General features: G+C 51.4%; 19 protein-coding genes. 16 read left to right on the top strand and 3 right to left on the bottom strand.

Annotated elements, in window-relative coordinates:
- The first annotated feature begins 28 nt into the window (after positions 1-28).
- Positions 29-418, top strand: a complete 390-nt coding sequence (locus ACSFXJ_RS11590; protein ID WP_435925395.1) for an N-acetyltransferase family protein — start codon at positions 29-31, stop codon at positions 416-418.
- Positions 419-515: 97 nt separating this feature from the next.
- Here the strand turns inward: ACSFXJ_RS11590 and ACSFXJ_RS11595 are convergent, their stop codons facing one another.
- Together ACSFXJ_RS11595 and ACSFXJ_RS11600 are read right to left on the bottom strand one after the other, a co-directional pair.
- Positions 516-1,406, bottom strand: coding sequence for an AraC family transcriptional regulator (locus ACSFXJ_RS11595; protein WP_435925397.1), 891 nt, complete (start codon positions 1,404-1,406; stop codon positions 516-518).
- A gap of 157 nt (positions 1,407-1,563) precedes the next feature.
- Positions 1,564-2,145 carry a hypothetical protein gene (locus ACSFXJ_RS11600; protein ID WP_435925399.1) on the bottom strand — a complete coding sequence of 194 codons (582 nt, stop codon included), beginning with the start codon at positions 2,143-2,145 and terminating at the stop codon, positions 1,564-1,566.
- A gap of 231 nt (positions 2,146-2,376) precedes the next feature.
- Here ACSFXJ_RS11600 and ACSFXJ_RS11605 point away from each other — a divergent pair, with 231 nt between their 5' ends.
- The 9 genes from ACSFXJ_RS11605 (at position 2,377) to ACSFXJ_RS11645 (ending at position 12,836) form a co-directional block, all read left to right on the top strand.
- Complete coding sequence (locus ACSFXJ_RS11605) at positions 2,377-4,035, top strand: response regulator (RefSeq protein ID WP_435925401.1); 1,659 nt, start codon at positions 2,377-2,379, stop codon at positions 4,033-4,035.
- Positions 4,032-5,822, top strand: a complete 1,791-nt coding sequence (locus ACSFXJ_RS11610) for a sensor histidine kinase (protein WP_435925403.1) — start codon at positions 4,032-4,034, stop codon at positions 5,820-5,822. The genes ACSFXJ_RS11605 and ACSFXJ_RS11610 overlap by 4 nt, the downstream gene beginning before the upstream one ends.
- A complete protein-coding gene (locus ACSFXJ_RS11615) occupies positions 5,819-6,799 on the top strand; it encodes a substrate-binding domain-containing protein (RefSeq protein ID WP_435925405.1) in 981 nt (326 codons plus the stop codon). The genes ACSFXJ_RS11610 and ACSFXJ_RS11615 overlap by 4 nt, the downstream gene beginning before the upstream one ends.
- A gap of 182 nt (positions 6,800-6,981) precedes the next feature.
- The gene (locus ACSFXJ_RS11620) at positions 6,982-8,007 is read left to right on the top strand and encodes a galactose ABC transporter substrate-binding protein (protein WP_435925407.1); all 1,026 of its coding nucleotides are present in this window, start codon (positions 6,982-6,984) and stop codon (positions 8,005-8,007) included.
- Between the two features lie 172 nt (positions 8,008-8,179).
- The gene (locus ACSFXJ_RS11625; protein WP_435925408.1) at positions 8,180-9,691 is read left to right on the top strand and encodes a sugar ABC transporter ATP-binding protein; all 1,512 of its coding nucleotides are present in this window, start codon (positions 8,180-8,182) and stop codon (positions 9,689-9,691) included.
- A 23-nt stretch (positions 9,692-9,714) separates the two neighbouring features.
- Positions 9,715-10,722 carry a galactose/methyl galactoside ABC transporter permease MglC gene (gene mglC, locus ACSFXJ_RS11630; RefSeq protein ID WP_435925409.1) on the top strand — a complete coding sequence of 336 codons (1,008 nt, stop codon included), beginning with the start codon at positions 9,715-9,717 and terminating at the stop codon, positions 10,720-10,722.
- A 171-nt stretch (positions 10,723-10,893) separates the two neighbouring features.
- The gene (locus ACSFXJ_RS11635; protein WP_435925410.1) at positions 10,894-11,409 is read left to right on the top strand and encodes a CAP domain-containing protein; all 516 of its coding nucleotides are present in this window, start codon (positions 10,894-10,896) and stop codon (positions 11,407-11,409) included.
- 200 nt (positions 11,410-11,609) lie between these two features.
- Entirely contained in the window at positions 11,610-12,281 is a 672-nt protein-coding gene (locus ACSFXJ_RS11640) for a PspA/IM30 family protein (RefSeq protein ID WP_435925411.1), read from the top strand.
- Between the two features lie 48 nt (positions 12,282-12,329).
- On the top strand, positions 12,330-12,836 hold the full coding sequence (locus tag ACSFXJ_RS11645) for a DUF4178 domain-containing protein (RefSeq protein WP_435925412.1): 507 nt from the start codon (positions 12,330-12,332) through the stop codon (positions 12,834-12,836).
- Positions 12,837-12,927: 91 nt separating this feature from the next.
- On the opposite strand, the gene ACSFXJ_RS11650 is transcribed toward ACSFXJ_RS11645, so the two are convergent.
- Positions 12,928-13,821 (bottom strand): DMT family transporter, encoded by an 894-nt coding sequence (locus tag ACSFXJ_RS11650; protein WP_435925413.1) that lies wholly within the window; start codon positions 13,819-13,821, stop codon positions 12,928-12,930.
- A 99-nt stretch (positions 13,822-13,920) separates the two neighbouring features.
- On the opposite strand from ACSFXJ_RS11650, the gene ACSFXJ_RS11655 reads away from it, so the two are divergent.
- The 6 genes from ACSFXJ_RS11655 to gyrA all read left to right on the top strand — a co-directional run bounded on the left by ACSFXJ_RS11655 (position 13,921) and on the right by gyrA (position 22,374).
- Positions 13,921-14,811 (top strand): LysR family transcriptional regulator, encoded by an 891-nt coding sequence (locus tag ACSFXJ_RS11655; RefSeq protein WP_435925414.1) that lies wholly within the window; start codon positions 13,921-13,923, stop codon positions 14,809-14,811.
- Between the two features lie 212 nt (positions 14,812-15,023).
- Positions 15,024-15,830, top strand: a complete 807-nt coding sequence (locus ACSFXJ_RS11660) for a GDSL-type esterase/lipase family protein (RefSeq protein WP_435925415.1) — start codon at positions 15,024-15,026, stop codon at positions 15,828-15,830.
- Positions 15,831-15,863: 33 nt separating this feature from the next.
- Entirely contained in the window at positions 15,864-16,847 is a 984-nt protein-coding gene (locus tag ACSFXJ_RS11665) for an ABC transporter ATP-binding protein (protein WP_435925416.1), read from the top strand.
- Positions 16,840-17,829, top strand: a complete 990-nt coding sequence (locus ACSFXJ_RS11670) for an ABC transporter permease (RefSeq protein WP_435925417.1) — start codon at positions 16,840-16,842, stop codon at positions 17,827-17,829. Before ACSFXJ_RS11665 ends, ACSFXJ_RS11670 begins: the two co-directional genes overlap by 8 nt.
- Before the next feature lie 110 nt (positions 17,830-17,939).
- Positions 17,940-19,925, top strand: coding sequence for a DNA topoisomerase IV subunit B (gene parE / locus ACSFXJ_RS11675; protein WP_435925418.1), 1,986 nt, complete (start codon positions 17,940-17,942; stop codon positions 19,923-19,925).
- A gap of 13 nt (positions 19,926-19,938) precedes the next feature.
- Positions 19,939-22,374: a DNA gyrase subunit A gene (gene gyrA / locus ACSFXJ_RS11680; protein ID WP_435925419.1), complete on the top strand. Its 2,436-nt coding sequence runs from the start codon at positions 19,939-19,941 to the stop codon at positions 22,372-22,374.
- The last annotated feature ends 66 nt before the right edge of the window (positions 22,375-22,440 follow it).

The following is a 22,440-nucleotide window of genomic DNA, read 5'->3' on the forward strand; positions in this document are numbered from 1 at the left end:
AAGAAGTTGCTCCGAGGATGTGCATCAAATGCTTCCATTGATGCGTCAGCTTCGCTATCCTACCACGCCCGGCGTCTTGAAGGAACGTCTCGCCATGCTGGAAAACCATGACCAGCTCTGCAGTCTGGCTGCCGAACTGGACGGGGCCGTCGTGGGTACGATTTTTTTGAAGCAGCATCAAACTCACGATATGGAGAACCCGGTTACTTTAATTACCGCGTTGGTTGTCGATGAGAAACATAGAGGTACCGGAATCGGCAAACGTCTGCTTTTCGAGGCGGAGACATGGGGGAGAGAGCGGGGCAGTTCGGAGTTATTCGTATCGGTAGCCGGGGAAAACAATCTGACTTCCAAATCTTTTTACGAATATTCCGGTTTCACCTGCATGGGTTACCGATTAAGCAAAACCTTACTGTGAGCAGTTTTCTTTCTATAAGTAAAAAGACGCCGAACGGCGTCTTTTTTTCGTGAACCGAACCGGAACCCGAAATTTCGGGTACGGATTTTTTTGCGGATTATGCCATCGACTTTTTGCGAAGGACAGGAATCCAGATTTCGCTTTTAAAATCGGGGATGCCGACATCCTTTTGTTCGTTCCATAGGATTTCGGGCCCTTCGGCCAATTCGAAGCCGGTGGACGGGAGCCACTCCGAATAGATTCGCCCCCATACATTTTGCAGCGTTTCCGGAAACGGACCGACCGCCTCGAACACAGCCCATGTGGAGGCAGGCACTTCCAGAGCAGCCAAACCGGGTTCTTCCGGACATGGGAGAGTGGTAGCAACGCCGATATAATGGTCCAGCCCGCCCTTTTCCTCCATGCGACCTTCCGAAAAGTTCGTGGATGCGCTGATCAGCCCGCTTGGTTGAATGTTGGACAGACGCTTTAAGGCGGCGATCCTATTCTCGTCCAGGCTCTCCCACATGGAAGCGATCTCCGGGTTCACTCCTTCGAACACGATGGAAACCCGGCGCATGAGGCCGATGATTCGAAACTCTTCCTTTTCTTCAATCCGATACTTCATTTCATGTCCTCCCTTAATCGTCAATTGGAAGGTCATTTGCGGATATGCCTTGATTAGGGCGTCCGGGCTTCGCGCCTCGGAAGGCGACATGCCGTGCAAATGAATAAACGCCCGGGCAAACGAATCCGGAGATTGGTACCCGTATTTTAAAGCGATGTCGATGACCCGCATCCCGGTCTGTTTCAAGTCCGAAGCCGCCAGCGTGAGGCGCCTGCGGCGAATGTACTCGGAAAGCGGTATTCCCGCCAGGAAAGAGAACATTCGCGTGAAATGATACTCCGAGCATCCCGCGAGCCGAGCCACCCGGTTCATATCTATTTCTTCGGTCAGGCATTCTTCGATATATCCCATCGCTAGATTCATGTTTTTCAGCATATCCACGGATGATGACCTCCTTTAATTGAAGAATACCTGAAACGGAGCGTCGGTACCCGTCATTTCCTGCACCGGTTTTGCGGGAAAATTTCATTAAAAAAACCGTTAGGGCAAAAATAACGATGCCTAACGGTCTTCTCAAAAGCTAATGGATTTCAGTCAATTAATTCGCTGCATACAAGCGGTGCTGTTCCAATGAAGCGGCGGTGTGGCAGTAATTCCGGCGGTAAATTTCCATTTCGCCGCGGAAAGTAAGCTTCAGATGCGGGCAGGAAGAGAAATCGTCCGGAGTCGTTAGACCTGCGGATTTATCAAGCAGCCTGATTCCCGCTTGCTGGAAGACACTGCTGACAAATTGCGAACAAAAGTAGGAGTTTTTACCCCCGAGCTCCATGTTCAGGATAACGCCCAAAATACCAATAAAGTTGTAACTGTACAAATCACGATTTTCTTCGAATTGACGGACGTAATCTCTCATTTGATGGTATGTTTCTTCGCTGACCGTAAAGCTATAGACGGCACATGTGGCACGTTCGAACACTCTTGAATGAATATTTTCCTTGACAAAACCACCGAATATCGGTAACAGCGGGTGTTTTCTGCCGAAGCTGTACACTTCGCTGAGCTCGGGATCGAAGGCGATCGAAGCATGATTATAAGGTGCTCTCGTATACAGCCCGATCATTTTAGCTACGATGGTATTAGGATTGCTGAGCAAAATAAAAATTTGTTTGTTTGTTTTCATCTTTCATCCAACCGCCATTTATTTATTGGGTATCTATTCCATATTTTGATGTGTTCCATTTGATATTAACATGGTACGGCCTTTCGTGGAATACCGAAACAGCCCTGAGGCGGAAATAAACCTGGACCAAGGTCGTGGTTTGTCTACGCTTGTCCCGAAGGACCCGATTTACAAATTGAAATCGATGGGATAAAATCGGGGGGAAATCGAGGGAAAAGGATGGTCGCCCTAATGTATAAGCTGGTTTTGGCCGACGATGAAGAAGATGTAAGAGAAGGATTGCTGCAATTAATCGATTGGGAAGGGCTCGGCTGCCGGGTGATGGATACGGCGGAGAACGGAAAGGAAGCTGCCGAGCTGGTGGAGAAGCATTTGCCCGATATCGTTGTAACCGACATTCAAATGCCGTTTATGAACGGGCTGGAGCTTGCCGAATGGATCCGAAGCGCCTATCCGGATACTAAAATCGTAATTTTGACCGGATATGAGGAATTTGAATATGCGCAGAAGGCGATTCGACTCGGCATCGACGAATATGTGCTCAAGCCGTTTTCTTCCGCGGAGCTTTCGGCCGTATTGAGCAAGGTCAAGCGTCAAATCGACGAGGAAAGGGCCGCTAAGGAAAATGTGCAGCTTTTAACCGAGCATTATCGTAAAAATCTGCCGGTGCTGCAGAGCCTATTTCTATCTTCCCTGGTGTCCCGGCGCCTGACGAAGGCGGAAATCCGGGAAAAATGCAGGCACTATGAACTGGACCTGGACGGCGAGGGCTATATGGTTTCGGTGCTGCGGATCGATCCTTACGCCACCGTATCCAACAGGGAACCGGAGATTGTCGAGGGCAAACATTCACCGTCGCTTCGGGAAACGAACGATACGCAGCTTCAGCTCTTTGCGGTGCTGAATATCGCAGACGAGCTGGCAAGCCCATCCCTTGCGGGAAAGGTGTTTATCCATCATGACGAAGTCGTGCTGCTTCGCATTTTTGATAGCGCTGACAAAGATGCGGAAATCGTGAGGACGCTTGAATTGCTGGAGGAGATCCGCTTCAGTGTCGAGCGTTATTTGAAGCTGACGATTACGATCGGTGCGGGTTCGGCCATTACCGATATCGGGGAAGTGTCGGCATCCTATCAGGAAGCCCAGCGCGCTTTGGACTATCGGCTGATTTTAGGGAATAACAAGATCATTTGGATCAATGACGTCGAATCCCGTCAGATCGTTACGTTTGTTTTTGACGAGGTAAAAGAACGGGAACTGATCCGCTGTTTAAAGGTCGGCAGCGAATTGGAACTGGAACTGCTGATGGACGAGCTGTTCGGCGGGCTGTTGGACAGCCGAATCTCGTTCCAGGATTTTCAGGTCTATTTGATGATGATGCTGACCGCGGTGATTAAAGCAGCGCAAGATGTACACGTGAATCTTGCCGGGTTGCTTGGGGACGCCGCGATGGTACTCGGACAATTGTCCAAAATGTCTCATGCCACGGAGGCGAGGGTTTGGTTTACGGACATTTGCCTGAGGCTGATGCACCAAGTCGCTAGCGAACGTCAAACCGGTTACGGCAAGCTCGTCGAAGAAGCGAAGGATTATATTCAGCTTCACTATGGCGAGTCCGACATTTCCATCAATAAGGTTTGCAAGCATCTTCACATCAGTACCGGTTACTTCAGCAATATTTTTAAAAAGGAGACAAAGACCACCTTCGTAAACTACCTGATGGGGGTGAGAATGGAGGCCGCCCAGCAGCTCCTCAGAACGACGGATTTGAAGTCCTTTGAAATTGCCGAACGGGTCGGTTTTTCGGATCCGAATTATTTCAGCTTCTGTTTCCGCAAGAAATTCGGCATTTCCCCTAAAGAATACCGGGGCGGAGCACAAATCACATGAGCCGGCTGCGCAAACTGACCCGGTTTTTCTCGGGGTTTCATGTTCGTAAAATTCAGGTGCTGATTTCTTTATCCTCCATTACGATTACGGTCTTTGTCGTCGTACTGGTCAGCGCCCTGCTTTTTAACCGGTTCAGCAAGGCCGCGGAAGAGAATGCCTATATGAACCTGGGCCAAATCATCGAACAGGTCAACGCTAATCTGGAACTGTATGTCAGCGGAATGCAGGATGTTTTTGATATCGCGGAGGCGAGAATCAATGAAACTTTGGATGTACCTGACGACCAGGGGCTGGGCGAGCAGCTCGGCACGATGTTGATGACGCGCAAGGATTTGGTTTCGATGGCTTTGTTTACGAAGGAAGGGGACCTGGTTCGCGGCGTTCCGGCGTATCCGATGCGGCAAAACACCAAACTGACGGAGCAGCTTTGGTTTGAATCGGCGCTTCAAAATCCTGATACGCTGCAGTTTACTCCTCCGCATATTCAAAATCTTTTCAAGTCGGATTACCGTTGGGTCGTGTCCATGAGCAAAATGATCACGTATCGCGACGATTCCCGCGTAAGGCAAGGCGTGCTTGTCATGGATATCAATTTTCGGACGATCGATGAACTCAGCCAGCGGGTAAGCCTCGGAAAAAAAGGATACGTCTACATCATCGACAGCGTCGGAAATATTGTGTATCACCCGCAGCAGCAGCTCATATATGCGGGCTTGAAGTACGAAAATCTGGAGCCGGTACTGAATTACGCTTTCGGGAGCTATGTGGACGAGTCCGATGGCGAACAAAGAATCATCACGATTCAGACCGTAAAGCCGGCCGGATGGAAAATCGTCGGCGTCGCTTATGCGGATGAATTTTTGACGACGAAAAAGGAACTGAGCGGATTTTTATACGGTTTTCTTTTGGCTGCCGTCGCTGTCATTCTGGTCATTAATCTTTATGTTTCCGACAAAATCTCGCAGCCGATCCGCCGTCTCGAACGGTCCGTCAAAAAGGTGGAGCAGGGCGATTTCGGGACTACGGTATATGTCAGCGGCGCCTACGAGGTGGAGCAGCTGTCGAAACGGTTTAATCTCATGCTGCGGCGAATCCGCGAGCTGATGGATCAAATTATTCAAGAGCAAGAGGCGAAACGCAAAAGCGAGCTCGATGTGCTTCAGTCCCAGATCAACCCTCATTTTCTCTACAATACGCTCAATTCGGTGACCCGGATGGCGGAGCTCGGGAAAACGGACGAAGTGGTGACGACAATCACGTCGCTGTCCCGTTTTTTCCGGATCAGTTTGAGCAAAGGGAAACATATCATTTCCGTGCAGGAAGAACTGGAACATGTGCGGCATTATTTGATTATCCAGACGATCCGGTTCAAAAATAAATTTCGTTATGAAATCGTTGCCGATCCGGAGACGTTGGGGCTCCAGACGTTAAAGCTTATTTTACAGCCGCTCGTTGAAAATGCGATTCATCATGGTATCGAAAAATCCGCCGAGGAAGGGTTTATCGGTGTGTATGCCCGAATACGTGAAGATCGCCTCGAATTCGTCATTAAGGATAACGGAATCGGGATGACGAAGGAGACGGTGGATAAACTGATGTCGGGAAGCTTGCGCAGCGAAAGCGGGTCCGGTGTCGGGGTAATCAACGTCCAGGAGAGGATCAAGCTTTATTACGGCAAGACCTACGGACTTCATTACGAAAGTGAACCGGAGGAAGGCACGACCGTAACCATTCATTTGCCGATGGTGAGGCCGGAATTCCCGAAGGAAGGGGGCGATGAATCGTGAGATTCATTTTTCGGCGGGGCAAGCGTATGCTTCCGCTTCTCTTGATGCTTCCGCTGCTTTCCTCCTGCACGGCTACAGGCGATCTGCAAAATGGCGATCAGGTGCTCGTCGTGGATATGATCGTGAAAATGGACCGGGGGGATTATTGGAGCACGATCAAAATGGGGGCCGAGGTGGCGGCTAAGGAATACAATGTTCGATTGAATTTCCTCGCCCCCGAAAACGAAAATGATTACAAGGATCAGATTAGGCTTATGGAAGAGTCGATTGAGCGCAGGCCGGACGCCATCGTTTTGGCTGCGAGCGATTACGAAGCCCTTGGGCAGGTCACCGACAGGACGTCCTATTACGGCATTCCCGTGATATCGATGGATTCGGAGGTCGCCTCCACCAAGGTGAAGACATTTGTGGGGACGAACAATTATGAGGCCGGCCAAAAGGCGGCCGAACGCTTGGTCAAGCTCATCGGCGAGCAAGGAGAAATCGGCATCGTGAACTTTGTAAAAGGAGCGCGTAACGCCGACCAGCGGGAGGAAGGATTCCTGGATTACGTAGCCAGGTTTCCGGGCATCCGCGTTCTGGATACGAGATACTGCGGTTCGGACGAAACGCTCGCATACCGGCTTACGCGCGACATGCTTCAAGCTTATTCGGGGCTTGACGGGATTGTGTCGCTGAGCGCGGAATCGTCGATCGGGGCCGGAAGGGCGGTTGAGGAGCTCGGTTACGGCGGGACCATCAAAATGATCGCTTTCGACAATCCGCCGGAAATGCTTGAACTCCTTCAGGAGGAAACCGTTCAAGCCATGGTCGTTCAAAATCCGTTCAACAACGGATATTTGGCGGTAATGGCGGCGGCAAAGGCGGCTCACGGAGAACGGCTCGAGGATAAGATTCCGACGGATACGAAGCTGATCGATCTGGACAACATGCTGTGGCCGGAAAATCAGAAGCTGTTGTTCCCCTTTGTAAAATAACGGATTTCCGAATACTCTCCTTCGAATGAAGGGGAGTATTTTTTCCTCGATAACCTCATCAGAATTTTTATAGAACACCTCAGAATTTTAGATTCGCAAAGAAATGGATTCAAGGCATAATGAGAACGTATCCAGCAGGATAAATAAAAGATAAATAAAACAAGTTCAGGAGGTCAGTACAAATGAAAAAGGTCGGTACTGCGGTATTAGCGGCATTATTGCTTGGGGCTACGATGGCCGGTTGCTCTGCCGGAAACAAGGAGAGCGGCGGTGACGGCGAACCGAAAGTCGGCGTAGCGATTTATAAGTTTGACGATACATTCATGACGGGCGTTCGCAATTCGATCGAGAAAAACGCCAGCGGCATCGCGAAAGTGGACATTGTCGACAGCCAAAACTCCCAGCCAACTCAGAACGACAAAATCGACTTGTTCTTGACGAAAAAGACGAAAGCTTTGATCGTGAACCCGGTTGACCGTACGGCTGCCGGCGTCATTATCGATAAAGCGAAAGCGAAGGATACTCCGGTCGTGTTCCTGAATCGCGAACCGCTTCCGGAAGATATGAAGAAGTGGGATAAAGTGTATTACGTCGGCGCAAAAGCGGAAGAGTCGGGCACCTTGTCCGGACAGATCATCGTGGACTACTGGAAAGCCCATCCGGAAGCCGACAAAAACGGTGACGGCGTACTCCAATACGTCATGCTGAAAGGCGAGCCGGGCCATCAGGACGCCGAGCTTCGTACGCAATATTCCGTTCAGGCCGTTGAAGACGCGGGGATCAAGGTTGAAAAGCTGGCCGAAGATACGGCAATGTGGGACCGCGTAAAAGGTCAAGAAAAAATGGCGGCCTTCCTGGCATCCAATGGCGACAAAATCGAAGCCGTCTTCGCCAACAACGATGACATGGCACTCGGCGCCATCGAAGCTCTGAAAGCGGCCGGATACTTCACCGGCGACAAATACATGCCTGTTGTCGGCGTTGACGCAACGGCACCGGCCATCCAAGCGCTCGAGCAAGGAACCATGCTCGGTACGGTGCTTAACGATGCCGAGAACCAAGGTAAAGCGGCCGTCACTCTCGCATCCCTGCTTGCCAAAGGCAGCGAAGTCAACAAGGACAGCGTCGGGTTTGAAATCACGGACAATCAATACGTTTGGATTCCTTATCAAAAGGTAACGAAAGAAAACGCGGCCGAGTTTAAATAACCGCTGCGTACAGGCAGCAGGACTTCTCGCAATAGAAGCTAAAAGGGAGGTTCGCGACCGGAAAAGGGTACGAACCTCCCGATTTATATAAGCTGAATTGATGGATGGAGCTTTGGAGGGAATGCGCTGCTGGGCCTCTTTTCGGATCAGAACAATTTAGGGGGGCGAAATCATGACGGATCAGAAATATGCGCTGGAGATGAAGGAGATCTCCAAGGAGTTTCCCGGCGTTAAAGCGCTGGACGGGGTTACGTTACAAGTGAGACCCGGAACCGTGCACGCCTTGATGGGCGAGAACGGGGCGGGGAAATCGACCTTGATGAAATGCCTGTTCGGGATTTACAAACCGGACGGCGGCGAAATTTACATCAATGGACAAAAGGCGGAAATCAACAATTCCAGCGATGCGCTTGCTCATGGAGTTTCGATGATTCACCAGGAATTGCACCCTGTGCCGTTCCGTAATGTCATGGAAAATATATGGCTCGGCCGTTTTCCGCTCATTGGATGGGGTCCGTTCAAATTTGTGGACCACAAGAAGATGAATGTGGAGACGCGGGAGCTGTTTAAACAATTAGATATCGATATAAGTCCGGATACGATCGTCGGCAATTTGTCCGTATCCAAAATCCAATCGATCGAGATCGCAAAAGCGGTATCCTTCCATTCCCAGATTATCGTGATGGACGAACCTACTTCTTCCTTGACCAGCGTGGAAGTGGAGCATTTATTCCGGATCATCAATGATTTGAAAAAACGCGGCGTTTCCATCATTTATATTTCGCACAAAATGGAAGAAATTTTGCGGATCTCCGACGATGTGACCATTATGCGGGACGGGAAAAAAATAGGAACCTGGCCTGCGATGGAAATGACGACGGATCTCATCATTTCCAAGATGGTCGGCCGCGATTTGACGCAGCGCTTCCCTGACCGCCACAATGTGCCGAACGGGGTCATTATGAAGGTGGAGAATTTGACTTCTCCCGATCCGCGTTCGTTTAAAAATGTTTCGTTCGAGCTTCGGAAGGGCGAAATCCTCGGGGTTGGCGGACTGGTCGGCGCACAGCGGACCGAATTGATCGAAGCCCTGTTCGGGCTCCGCGCGATCCAGAGCGGAACGATCTCCATAAACGGCAAGGAAGTGAAGATCAAAAATGCCGGGGACGCCAAAAAACACGGTTTGGCTTTGTTGACGGAGGAACGCCGGACGACGGGGATATTCCCGGTACTATCCGTTCATGAGAATGCCGCGATCGCCAATCTTGGGCGGTATGTGAAGCCATACGGTTTGCTGGATGAGCGCCGGAAAAAAGAAGAAGCCGATAAGATGGTCGAAAAATTGCGGACAAAAACGCCTTCGATGAAAACGCCGATCATGAACCTGTCCGGAGGCAATCAGCAAAAGGTGCTGCTTGCCCGCTGGTTGCTGACGGAACCCGAAATACTGCTCCTTGACGAGCCGACACGGGGGATCGACGTCGGCGCGAAATTCGAAATTTATTCCATTATTGCGGATTTGGCCCAACAGGGCAAAAGCATCATCATGATTTCATCCGAGATGCCGGAACTGCTGGGGATGTCCGACCGGGTGCTGGTCATGTCCGAAGGACGACTGACCGGAATACTGGATGGAGAACAGGCAACGGAAGAGGAAGTTATGCGGCTAGCAGCCCAGCACTAAGGCTGAGAAGGAGGAGAAAAATCATGAATACTAAAAAAATGCAGAATTTCGTAAATCAATACGTCATTTATATTGTTCTTGCGCTGCTCGTGGTGGGGATCGCCGTCTACGATCCGAATTTTATCGGAATCAATACGCTGCGCGATATCCTGATTCAATCATCAACCCGGGTGATTATCGCACTGGGAGTCGCATTTATTCTCATTACGGGCGGTACCGACTTGTCGGCCGGACGGATGGTTGGTTTAACCGCCGTCATCTCCGCCTCCATGCTTCAAGTGGAAGAATATCCGCGTCGTTTCTTCCCGGATCTTCCTCAGCTGCAAATGTGGATACCCATCGTTATCGCGATCGTCGTGGGCTTGATCTTCGGGATGATCAACGGTCTGATCGTAGCGAAATTCAAGGTTCCGCCGTTTATCGCCACGCTGGGGACGATGGTCGCCATTTACGGTCTGAACTCCCTGTATTTCGATACGGAGCCGAACCAGTCGCAACCGATCGGCGGACTGCGCAATGATTTTACGACCCTCGGTTCGGGAAGTATCGGCAGCGGCGAATTCTCGATTCCGTATATCGTACTTATTGCGATCGCCGTTTGCTTTATCGTATGGGTGATGTTCAATAAAACCCGGCTCGGCAAAAATATGTACGCGATCGGCGGAAACGAGCAAGCGGCCAAGGTATCCGGCATTAATGTTACCAAATATTTGATTTTTATTTATGCCATCGCAGGCGCACTTTACGGTTTGGCCGGCGTGCTTGAAGCTGCCAGAACCGGCGGGGCCACGAACAACTACGGTAACATGTACGAGCTTGACGCGATCGCGGCCTGCGTGGTCGGGGGCGTATCGACGACCGGCGGAATCGGTACGGTTCCGGGCATTATGGCCGGCGTGCTGATCTTCACGGTGATCAACTACGGTTTGACCTTCGTCGGTGTCGGACCGTACTGGCAGCAAATCATCAAAGGCGCCATCATCGTGGCGGCGGTTGCCTTCGATATGCGGAAATACGCTTCCAAAAAATAAGTAGGCTTTTTTGAGAATAAGGCCTTCCTCGGGCGATGCTTGGGGAGGGCTTCTTTCCATTTTTCCAAATTTCCATTAATTTCGTATCCACTTTACAGAAATCCCGTGTTAAAATATGACAAGGATCTCGTTAATTGTTGGAAAAAATACTGACTAAAGAGGAGAAATATCATGAAAAGAATTAGCATGAGATGGATCGCAGCGGGCTTGGTATTCTCCGTCTTGGCGGGGATGGCAGCAACGATACCGGCCGGTACCCGGACCGCGAGCGCCGCTCAAACGAAGGAAATGGCCGCGGTTTATGCGAGGATACAGGCAGAGCGGGCAACGGAAGTCGTTGCACTGGTCAACAAAGAACGGGTGAAGGCCGGTCTAAAGCCGCTTGTCGTGCATACGAATTTATCTAAAATGGCAAAAACGAAAGCGATCGACATGTACAAAAACAAGTATTTCAGCCACAGTTCGCCTTCTTACGGTTCACCATTCGACATGATGGACGCTTTTAACATCACTTACAAATATGCAGGCGAAAATATCGCGATGGGTCAAAAGAGCGCCAAGGAAGTCGTGGAAGACTGGATGAACAGTCCGGGTCACAAGGCGAATATTTTGAACTCGCATTACAATTTAATCGGTGTCGGCTATTATAACGGATATTGGGTTCAGGAATTTATAGGTACCAAATAACCAATACCTCGGAGTTGTTTCCCGCAGAAAAAACCTGCTTTTCGGAACAGTTTCGAGGCTTTTCGTTGTTCCCGAGAGTTGAAATGCGGAATTGATGATTCTAATTTGAATATAAAAATTTTCTCCTGAATGAAACCTTGGAAACTCCGGAACGTAAACATTTATCAAGAAGTTAAAATTTTTGGGGAGGCAAGAATTCCATGTCCATTTTTAAAAGATTACGTGATTTGACCATGTCCAACATTAACGCGATGATTGATAAAGCCGAAGATCCGATCAAAATGACGGATCAGTACATCCGCGATATGCAAGAGGATCTGGAGGACGCCGAGAAGGCGGTTGCCGCACAGATTGCGATCGAGAAGAAGTTCAAGTCCCTGTTTGAAGAGCAGGAAGCGCTCGTCGAGAAGCGGACCCAACAGGCCCACACGGCTGCTCAAGCGCAAAACATCGATTTGGCCCGCCGCGCTTTGGAAGAAAAGAAAGCGGCCGAAGCCAAAATGAACGAGTATAAAGCGAACTATGAGCAAAACAAAGCTTCAGCCGACAATCTTCGCGCCAAGCTGGAAGAGATGCGCAAGCAATTGACGGAAATGAAAAATAAGCGCGAAACGCTGGTGGCCCGTTATAACGCGGCGAAGGCCCAAAACGAGATCAACAAGGCGATCGGCGGCTTCAATACGGACAGTGCCGCAAGCGGACTGAAACGGATGGAAGAAAAAATGCTGCAAATGGAAGCCCAGGCGGAAGCCAGCAATGAACTGACGTCGAAAGGGAAGTCCCTTGACGACGAATTCGCCAGCTTGAACAAGGACTCCGAGGTTGAAGCGGAGCTGGCGGCTTTGCTGAAGCAATACGAAGAGAAACAATAATCGGTGACGCACGAAAAGCGCGAAACGAAAAGAGAGGCTTGACCGAAGATGAGCGTATGGAAAAGAATAGGGAATCTGTTCGCCAAGCCGGAGCCGCCGCTCGTGGAAAAGAGCATGCTGGCATTGGCTCCGGGAGACATTTGCGAGGTTTCCCTGGTGACCTATGAAGTGACCGGACGCGTCAACAACCGGGGCCGTAACGCCGCAGTCCTCACGCTTCAGGATGGGAGCAGCATCAGCTACCTGCTCATCGAGGAGCGCGAAAATCTGCAATATCAGCTGTATCAACCGATTGACGGACGACTTGAAGATCCGTCGGAAGTTCCTACGCAGATGGAGCTGGACGGCATTGAGTATTTTCTGGAGGAAGAATACGGCGGATACGTCGCAGTCGTCGGCAGAACTCCTTTTATGCAGGGCGGGGAGCAGCACGTGTGGCAGTTTCAGTCCGACGACGGAAAGCTGATGCGCATTGAATGGCAAAACGGACGTTTTATGCTTTACGAAGGAACCAAGGTCATACCGGCTGACGTCAAGGTCATTCGCGCCAGCTAATCAACAAAAATCAAGGCAGTGCGCAAGCACTGCCCAAGACTGCCGAGAAATTCTCGGCGGTTTTTTTATTTTCCAATACATTTTGATTAAACTACCTGTTGCTTGCGGTTAAGCCCGGCTTTTTCGAATTGACCAGCACGATGCTGCCTACGATGAGGACAAGTCCCGCGACCAGCTGAATCGTGATTTTCTCATCAAAGAACAGGACGCTGACCATAATCGAGATGAGCGGGATCAAAAAGGTAAATGAGCCGACTTTCCCCGCTTCGCCGGAACCGACCAGCTTGAAGAAGACGAGCCATCCAAGGGCAATCACGAAGACGGATATGAACAGCAGATCCGACATGAACGAAGCGTTCCATTGAATGGCCGACCAACTTTCGAATGCGGACCCCGTTCCTAATAATACGACTCCTCCGATCGTGATCTGAAGGGCAACGACCCAAAGCGCGTCTACCTGCGTCGAAGTCTTTTTCATATATAGTGTCCCAAGGGCCCAACTGACCGCACTGGCGACGGCGAGCAAGATCCCTACCCAGGAAATGGGGCCTGTACCGACGCCAAGGCTTATTGCGGTCACGCCGAGAAAACCAAGAATCAATCCAATCATTTTCAAGCTGAACATCTCTTCTCCTAACCACAGCCAAGAGAAAATGCCGAGAAGCACCGGCTGAAAGAAGACGATTGCCGAGAAGAGTCCGGCAGGCATGTATTGCAGTCCAATCGTCTGCAGGCCGTAATAGAGCATAATATTGAGCACGGAAGAAAACAGGTAAATATGCCATGTTTGCTTGAAATTCAAAGTTTTATAGCGCGGTAGCGCGATAAGAACCAGCAATAATCCGCCGATCAGGGTACGAAGACCCGCAAAAAGCAGCGGTGGGGTATATTGAAGCGCAAATTTGGAAAGCGGCCAGTTGACCCCCCAAATGACCACAAGAAATATAAGATAACATGCTGTTTGTTTCTTGGAAAGCTGTGACATCGAACTCTCAACTCCGTTGTTTTTTTATTTTATAATGTTACAATGACTTTTAGAATAAATAAAATGAATGTTAATTATGATGGAGATAACAGAATTGTTATGAACTATTCTCAACTTCAGCTGTTCGCCTTTATCGCCGAGACGGGGAGCTTTACCAAAGCCGGCCATGAATTGAATATGACCCAGCCCGCCGTTAGCCGCGCCATGTCTACATTGGAAACCGAATTGGGAGTGAAATTGATGATTCGGGATCGCAAAAACGGCATCCTGCTGACGGATATCGGGCAAAGACTTCTGGTCCATATCAGGGATATTTTAAAAGGCTACGATAAAGTGTATCAGGAGATCACCGCGGAGAAAGGGTTTGAGGTCGGAACGATCCGGATCGGTGCGTTTCCGGCCGTGTCCGCACACTTCCTGCCCCGAATTTTGCGTACCCTCAGGGAGCGTTATCCCGGGCTTGACTACGATCTGCGCGAAGGATCCATCGATGACATCCGGGAATGGCTCGCTTCCCGCATCATCGATGTCGGCTGGATCATTCCGCCGAACGATGATTTGGAAATTATTCCGTTTCTCGAGGATAAACTGTTCTTGCTGTTGCGGGAAGATCATCCGTTGCAGCAGCGGGCCGCCATACATATCACGGATCTGGACAATGAGCCGATGATTATATGTAAAGGCGGTTATGACAACCCGATTCATGAAATATTTGACCGGTTTCAAGTCAATTTGCGTCCCGAATTTGTCGTCAATAACGTCAACACGGCGCTGAACATGATTCAAGAAGGGTTGGGCATGGGGATCATGTCCCGAATTTCCTTGTCTTTGTCCGTCCTGCCGCCGAATGTGCGGATTCGCATGCTCGAGCCGCAGCCCACCCGGCAAATCAACCTGGCCGTTCCTTCCTTGGAAGACGCTTCGATCGCCGTCAAGTTGTTCATTCGGACGGCGAAGGAGATTTGTGCGTTGATGGAAGGAGACGGTTGAGGCAAGAACCTCTAGGTTCACGCTTGCGAAGGAGAGCCGTCTACGCTCTAGGGCATTGCACAACCGCTGTCTTTTCCTTGGTGTTCGCGACTCCGGTTTTCGGATTTGGCTTCGTCCGGGGCATTTGCATCTTGCAATAATAAGTCTTATGTTATTTACATAAGTTGGGTAGGTTAATATCGGAATATGACGAATGCGGAGGAAAGATGACGATGGGATCGACTTCTCGGATATGGCGAATCGCCGGATTCTTTTCCGCCTTATCGACGTTGCTGCTATTAGGCGGATTCCTTTTTGCGGTTGTCGATATCACTAATCCGAAGGCTTTGAACGGCACAGGGACGGTAGCACCGCCTCGGGAGGAGCGACCGGCCAAACTCGTGAACTGGGACTTGACGGCTATCGGTGATTCGCTCGCGAAGGGGACGGGAGACGACACTGGGAAGGGATTTGCGCGCAGAACGGTGGAGTTGCTGAAACAACAAGGGGTTTCCTCCACAATGATCAACAATCTCGGTATCAACGGACTAACGACGGAGAAGCTGCTCAAGTCGCTGAATGACCAGGGCGTAAGGAATGCGATCGGACAATCCGGGATTGTCCTGCTTTCGATCGGCGGAAACGACCTGTTTAACGGAACGGAGCACCTGCTTTCCGGAGAACGGCTCCCTACACCGGAGGAATTGGATGACACGATTGACAAATCGTCCGTCTTTTTCCGGCAGGCGGTTGATAGGCTGCATGAAATCAATCCGCAGGCCGCTTTGGTTTACGTCAGCCTCTACAATCCGTTTTCCGATTTGGAGGAGATGCGCGAGATCGGAGACAATGCGACGATGCGCTGGAACGAAATGGTGCAAAAAACGCTGGCCGAATATGAAGGGACTTTGGTTGTGCCGACCTATGATTTGTTTACACAGAACGCGGCGCGTTATTTGTCGGGCGATCATTTTCATCCCAACGGGGACGGTTACCAGGCAATCGCCGTACGGATCGTGCAGAGCATCGGGCGGAAATGAGAATATCGGAACATGACGAAGGGGGCTACTGCGATGGAACTACCTCGGGATGCGGTGCCGGATCAGCGGCAGGCCGTCCTGTCGGTACGGGGGCTTAAGAAAAAAATCCGCAGCAAATGGATTGTTCATGAGGTCACGTTCGATGTGAATGAGGGGGAGATTTTCGGTTTTCTCGGGCCCAACGGAGCCGGAAAAACGACAACGATCCGCATGCTGGTCGACCTGATCCGCCCGACCGAGGGCACGGTCTCCATTTGCGGATACGATGTGCAGCGGGAACCGGAACGCGCGCTTCGGTATGTCGGCTCCATCGTGGAGAATCCGGAGGTCTACACATATTTGACGGGGCGGGAAAACCTCGAGCATTTCGCCCGGATGATTCCGGGCATCGACGACAAGCGGATCGACGAGGTGGTGCATACCGTGAGTCTAGACGGGCGCATCGACGACAAGGTAAAGACTTACTCGCTCGGGATGCGGCAACGGCTTGGAATTGCCCAAGCGCTGCTTGGCCGGCCAAAGCTGCTTATATTGGACGAACCGACCAACGGGCTCGATCCGAAGGGCATCAAAGAGATGCGCGATTTTATTCGGCGCCTGGCGGCGGAAGGCATGGCGGTTTTCGTATCCAGCCACCTGTTGAGCGAAATTCAGCTGCTTTGCGACAGGGTCGCGATTATTAGCAAGGGCCGCGTGCTGACGGTAGGCAGGGTCGAAGAATTGATCAAGGAGAGTTCCAATTATGTCGTATGGGAGCTTGTCCCTCGTAACCGGGGAGAGGAGCTGTTGCGGGCCGCGGGAGTCGACATCGTCCGGGAGGCGGAGGACGTGCTCGACGACGCCATTATTGCGGGGATCGGCCAACAGGCGCTCGTCACCCGGATGGAGGCGGATGCGGCTGCCGAACTCGTACCCGAAATGGTGAAGGCAGGAATCCGGATCCACGCCGTACAAAAGGTCAATCCGACGCTGGAACAGCTGTTTTTGCAGATGACGGAAGGTGAGAGCTTTGAATAACATTCTTCCTTTGGTAAAAAATGAAACGATTAAGATGATTCGTAAAAAGCGTTTTTACGTCATTTTGCTCGTATTGATCGTTCTGGTGCCGATGTTTGCTTACGCGCAGATGCGCGAATCCCAGGAAAAAAGGGAGAAATACGGCAACGATTGGCGCAGGGAAGTACAGCAGGCGATTACGGACAACCAAAATTCGCTGGGCAGCGACCGGGTGCCGGAGGAGTGGAAAAGGTACCGCCAGATTTATATCCAGCAGTTGAAATATTACTTGGAGCATGATGTGAATCCGCAGGAACCCGGCGGGGTGACGTTTACCCGGGAGTTTCTGGACAACGCCGCAACGTTGTTCATCCCGCTGCTCATTATGGGCATCGGATCGGATATCGTTTCCTCGGAACGCACGGGCGGGACGATCAAAATGCTGCTGACCCGGCCGATCCGCCGCTGGAAAATCCTGTTCGGCAAGCTGGTCGCCTTGCTCATGTTCGTTTCGCTTATCGTCGTTTCGACCTCCGTGATCTGTTATCTGATTTCCGGTTTGTTTTTCGGTTATAAAGGGCTTTCGCTGCCCGTATTTACCGGGTTTCAGCTGCACGGTGCGGAAGTGGACCTATCGGGAGTGCATGCGGTGCCGCAGTGGCAATATATCCTCATGCAAACCGGCTTGATCTGGTTCGTCAGCGTGATCGTCGCTTGTCTGGCGTTTATGGTGTCGGTATTGGTCCGCAGCACCTCGGCGAGCATCGTCATCATGATGGCGGCGCTGATTGCCGGAAATATATTATCCAATATGGCTTCCGCTTGGACTAGCGCCAAATATTTATTCATGGTTAATCTCGGCTTGACGAATTATTTGTCGGGGACGCCGGCGCCGATCGAAGGGATGACGCTCGGATTTTCACTTATTGTCCTCGCCGTTTGGGGGGGCGCTTCCCTCATCGTTTCATTCCTCGTCTTTACGAAACAGGATATATTGAATTAAAATGGACAAGGACAACAAAACATCTGTTTGCATTTAATGCATAGTGAGATCGTTCGAACGATCTCTTTTGACCAAAAAAGGACTATAAAGTAGTTAAAGGGGGAGCATGAATGGCCGAACAAATCGATTTGTTCGAAGAAGCCTCCGGGCCAAACCCCGGGCGTGCGGATTCGGGATACGACGCGGACGACATTCAAGTGCTCGAAGGGCTTGTCGCGGTACGTAAACGTCCAGGTATGTATATCGGCAGTACGAGCTCGTCGGGACTTCATCATCTGGTATGGGAGATTGTGGATAATGCGGTCGACGAGCATTTGGCGAAATTTTGCGACAAAATCGAAATTTCGCTGAATAAAGACGGTTCGGTGACCGTTATCGACAATGGCCGCGGCATACCGACGGGAATGCACAAGACAGGGATTCCTACACCGCAGGTGGTTTATACGATATTGCATGCCGGCGGAAAGTTCGGCGGTTCGGGATACAAGAAATCCGGCGGGTTGCACGGCGTGGGCGCTTCGGTAACGAATGCGCTTTCCGAGTGGCTGCAGGTCGAGATTTACCGTGAGGGCAAAATTCACCGAATGCGGTTCGAATACTGGGTGGATGACAAGGGAGTCGAGCATGTGGGCGAGCCGGTGACGGGTCTCGAGATCGTGGGGAATACGAACCGGACGGGCACGAAGGTGACGTTTAAGCCGGACAAACGCGTATTTGTGAACGGAATCGGATTGAATTACGATACGCTCGCGGAACGTTTGCAGGAGATCGCTTTTTTGAATTCGGGATTGAAGGTTATCCTGAAGGATGAGCGGTCAGACCGGTCCGACGAGTTTTTTTACGAAGGCGGCGCGAGCCAGTTCGTTCAATTTTTGAATGACGGCAAGGATGTGCTGCATGATGTGGTTCATTTTTATGCGGAGCGCGATGAAATCGAAGTCGAGGTGGCGTTGCAATATAATGCCGGATACACGGAAACGTTGGCTTCATTCGTAAACTCGATCCCGACGCGCGGCGGCGGAACCCATGAAACGGGATTTAAAACGGCTTATACCCGGGTGATGAACGATTATGCGCGGAAAAACGGAATGTTGAAGGAAAAGGAGAAAAACCTGGAGGGCAACGACCTTCGCGAAGGAATGATGGCTGTCATCAGCGTCAAAATGTCCGAAGTGGAATTCGTCGGCCAGACGAAGGACCAGCTCGGCAGCGCATCCGCGCGGAGCGCGGTGGATGCGGTCGTAGCCGAGAAGATGGCGTTGTTCCTGGAAGAAAATCCTCAGGTGGCTCAAACGCTGATCAAGAAGGCGGTTCAGGCTTCGAAAGCGCGTGAAGCGGCTCGGAAAGCACGCGACGAAATGCGTACCGGCAAAAAGCGGAGCGAAAGCTCGAACCTGGGGGGCAAGCTGACGCCGGCCCAATCGAAGGATTTTACGCGCACGGAACTGTTTATCGTCGAAGGGGACTCGGCGGGAGGCTCCGCCAAGCAGGGACGGGACTCCAAGATTCAGGCGATCCTGCCGTTAAAAGGTAAGCCGATGAACCCGGAAAAGGCCAAGCTGGCCGATATCCTGAAGAACGACGAGTATAAGGCGATCATTTCCGCGATCGGCGCCGGAATCGGGCCGGAATTTGCCGTCGAAGACAGCAATTTTTCCAAAATTATTATTATGACCGACGCCGACACCGACGGTGCGCACATTCAAGTATTGCTGTTGACGTTCTTCTATCGTTATATGAAGCCGCTGATCGATGCGGGCAAGGTCTACATCGCCCAGCCTCCGCTCTACAAAATTACGCGGCGCTCAGGCAAGCTGGAGACGGTACGCTATGCCTGGAGCGACGAACAGCTGCAAAATTATTTGAAGGAGTTCGGCAAAAACTTCGAGCTGCAGCGGTACAAAGGACTCGGGGAAATGAATCCGGAGCAGCTTTGGGAAACGACGATGAACCCTGAAACGCGCACGATGCTTCAGGTTCAGATCGACGATGCCGCGAAGGCGGAACGCCGCGTCTCCACGCTGATGGGCGACAAGGTCGACCCGCGCAAACGTTGGATCGTGGAGCATGTGGATTTTACGGAGTATGAGGAATAGAAGGTGACATGATTTGAGTTCATTGGAAAACTTTTTACCGGCTTTTCTTGAAGAAGTCGTTGGTGACCGCTTCGGCCGGTATTCCAAATACATTATTCAAGATCGGGCCATTCCCGATGTCAGGGACGGATTAAAGCCGGTGCAGCGGCGGATTCTGTACGCGATGTATGATTCCGGCAACACGCCCGACAAGCCCTACCGCAAGTCGGCCAAAACAGTCGGGGATGTCATGGGTAACTACCATCCGCACGGCGATTCCTCCATTTACGAAGGTATGGTGCGTATGGCGCAACCCTGGAAAATGGGGCATGTGCTCGTCGACGGCCACGGCAACTGGGGATCGCAGGACGATGACCCGGCCGCAGCGATGCGGTACACGGAAGCCCGCCTGTCGCCGATCGCTTTGGAACTGCTTCGGGATATCGAAAAACGCACGGTTCCGTTTAAGGACAACTTCGACAATACGGCGATGGAGCCGGTCGTGCTGCCTTCGCGTTTTCCGAACCTGCTTGTCAACGGGGTGAGCGGGATTTCCGCCGGTTTTGCGACGGAAATTCCGCCTCATAATTTACGGGAAGTCATCGATGCCTGCATCGCCGTCATGGAAAAGCCGGACCTCTCGCTTGAGGAAATCCGCACATATGTCAAAGGACCGGATTTTCCGACCGGCGGCATTATCATGGGCGAAGACGGCATCCGCGAAGCGTACGAAACGGGACGGGGCCGCATTTATTTGCGTTCCAAAACCGATATCGAAACGCTGCGCGGCGGCAAACAGCAGATCGTAGTCACCGAAATCCCTTATCAGGTCGTGAAATCCCGTCTCGTGACGGCCATGGAAAATATCCGGCTCGAGAAAAAGGTCGACGGAATCGCCGAGGTACGGGACGAAAGCGGACGGAACGGCTTGCGGATCGTCGTAGAACTGAAGAAGGATGCGGATGCGCAAGGCATTCTTGCTTATTTGCTCAAGAAGACGGACCTTCAGGTCACTTACAACTTTAATATGGTGGCGATCGTCAACAAAGCGCCGCGCCAGCTCGGATTGAAGCCGATGCTTGAGGCGTACATCGCCCACCAGCGGGAAGTTGTGACGAACCGCACGAAGTATGAGCTCGAAAAGCTGGAAGACCGGGCCCATGTTCTGGAAGGTTTGGTCAAAGCGCTGAACATTTTGGACGATGTCATTGCTGCGATTAAAGCTTCGAAGAACCGGCAGGATGCGCAAAACAATTTGCAGTGGATGTTCGGTTTCACCGAACGCCAAGCGGATTCGATCCTGACGCTCCAATTGTACCGGCTGACGAACCTGGAAATTAACCAGCTCCAGAAGGAGTTGGAGGATATCCAGAAGAAAATAGGCACATTGCGCGGCATTTTGGAGAGCGACAAAAAGCTGATCGGCGTCATTCGCAAAGAATTGACGGAAATTCGCGACAAATACGGAGTGGATCGGCGTTCCGAAATTCATGGCGAAGTCGAGGAGCTGAAGGTCAACCTTGAAGTATTGGTAGCCCAAGAGGATGTCCTCGTTACGTTGTCGCACGAAGGCTACATCAAACGGACGAGTATGCTGTCCTTCACGCGTTCCGGCGGGGAACGCGAAGGCTCCGGCGTAAAGGAAGGCGATTATATCAAGCATGTGCTTGACGTCGATACGCTGCAGAACATTCTGATCTTTACCCAGCGCGGACAATACTTCCTGCTCCCGGTGCATCAAATTCCGGAATTTAAATGGAAAGACAATGGGACCGCCATCGTAAACGTCATTCCGCTCGCGAAGGAAGACCGGATCGTAAGCGCGATCCCGCTCAAAAACTTTGAGGAGCCGGAAGCGAGCCTGGTGTTTGTCACCAAGCGCGGCCAAGTCAAACGTACGGAACTGAAAGACTATGAGACGAAGCGCTCAGGCGCCGTCGCCGCTTGTAAGGTGGCGGACGGCGATGAAATCGTCAGCGTGACGCTCAGTCATGGCCGTCAAGATATTTTGCTGCTGACCAAGCAAGGGATGGCGATCCGGTTTGCGGAAGCCGAAGTGAACGCGATGGGTCGCGTTTCGGCAGGCGTTCGGGGGATTTCGCTCAAAGAGGACGACGAGGTCGTCAGCGCGATTTGGGTTGAAGGCGACGAAGGCGAAGTGCTGGTCGTCTCGGACTTGGGTTACGGCAAACGCTCGCTGCTGCTGGATTATCCGGTGCAAAGCCGGGGCGGCAAAGGAGTTCAGTCGTTCGAGTTCAAGGAAGGCAAGCGGGTCAAACCGAACGGAAGCCGTCTGATCGGCGGGTTCCATTGCAGGGAGCCGCTGGCATTGGCCGCCGTTATGCACGATGGTGCCATTCATCACTTCAGTACTGAGGATGGGCCGCTGGCGGATCGTAAATCGATCGGCAAGCTGTTGATTCCTATCGATAAAAAAGACGAAATCGTCGATTTGTTCATTCGCGAATAGTCGCAAATGAAGAAAGGCTGCCATTCAGCAGAGAAACCTGCTTGAATCGGCAGCCTTTTTTTATTG

Origin of the sequence: Paenibacillus salivarius (assembly GCF_051307165.1) — a bacterium.
GTDB lineage: Bacteria > Bacillota > Bacilli > Paenibacillales > Paenibacillaceae > Fontibacillus.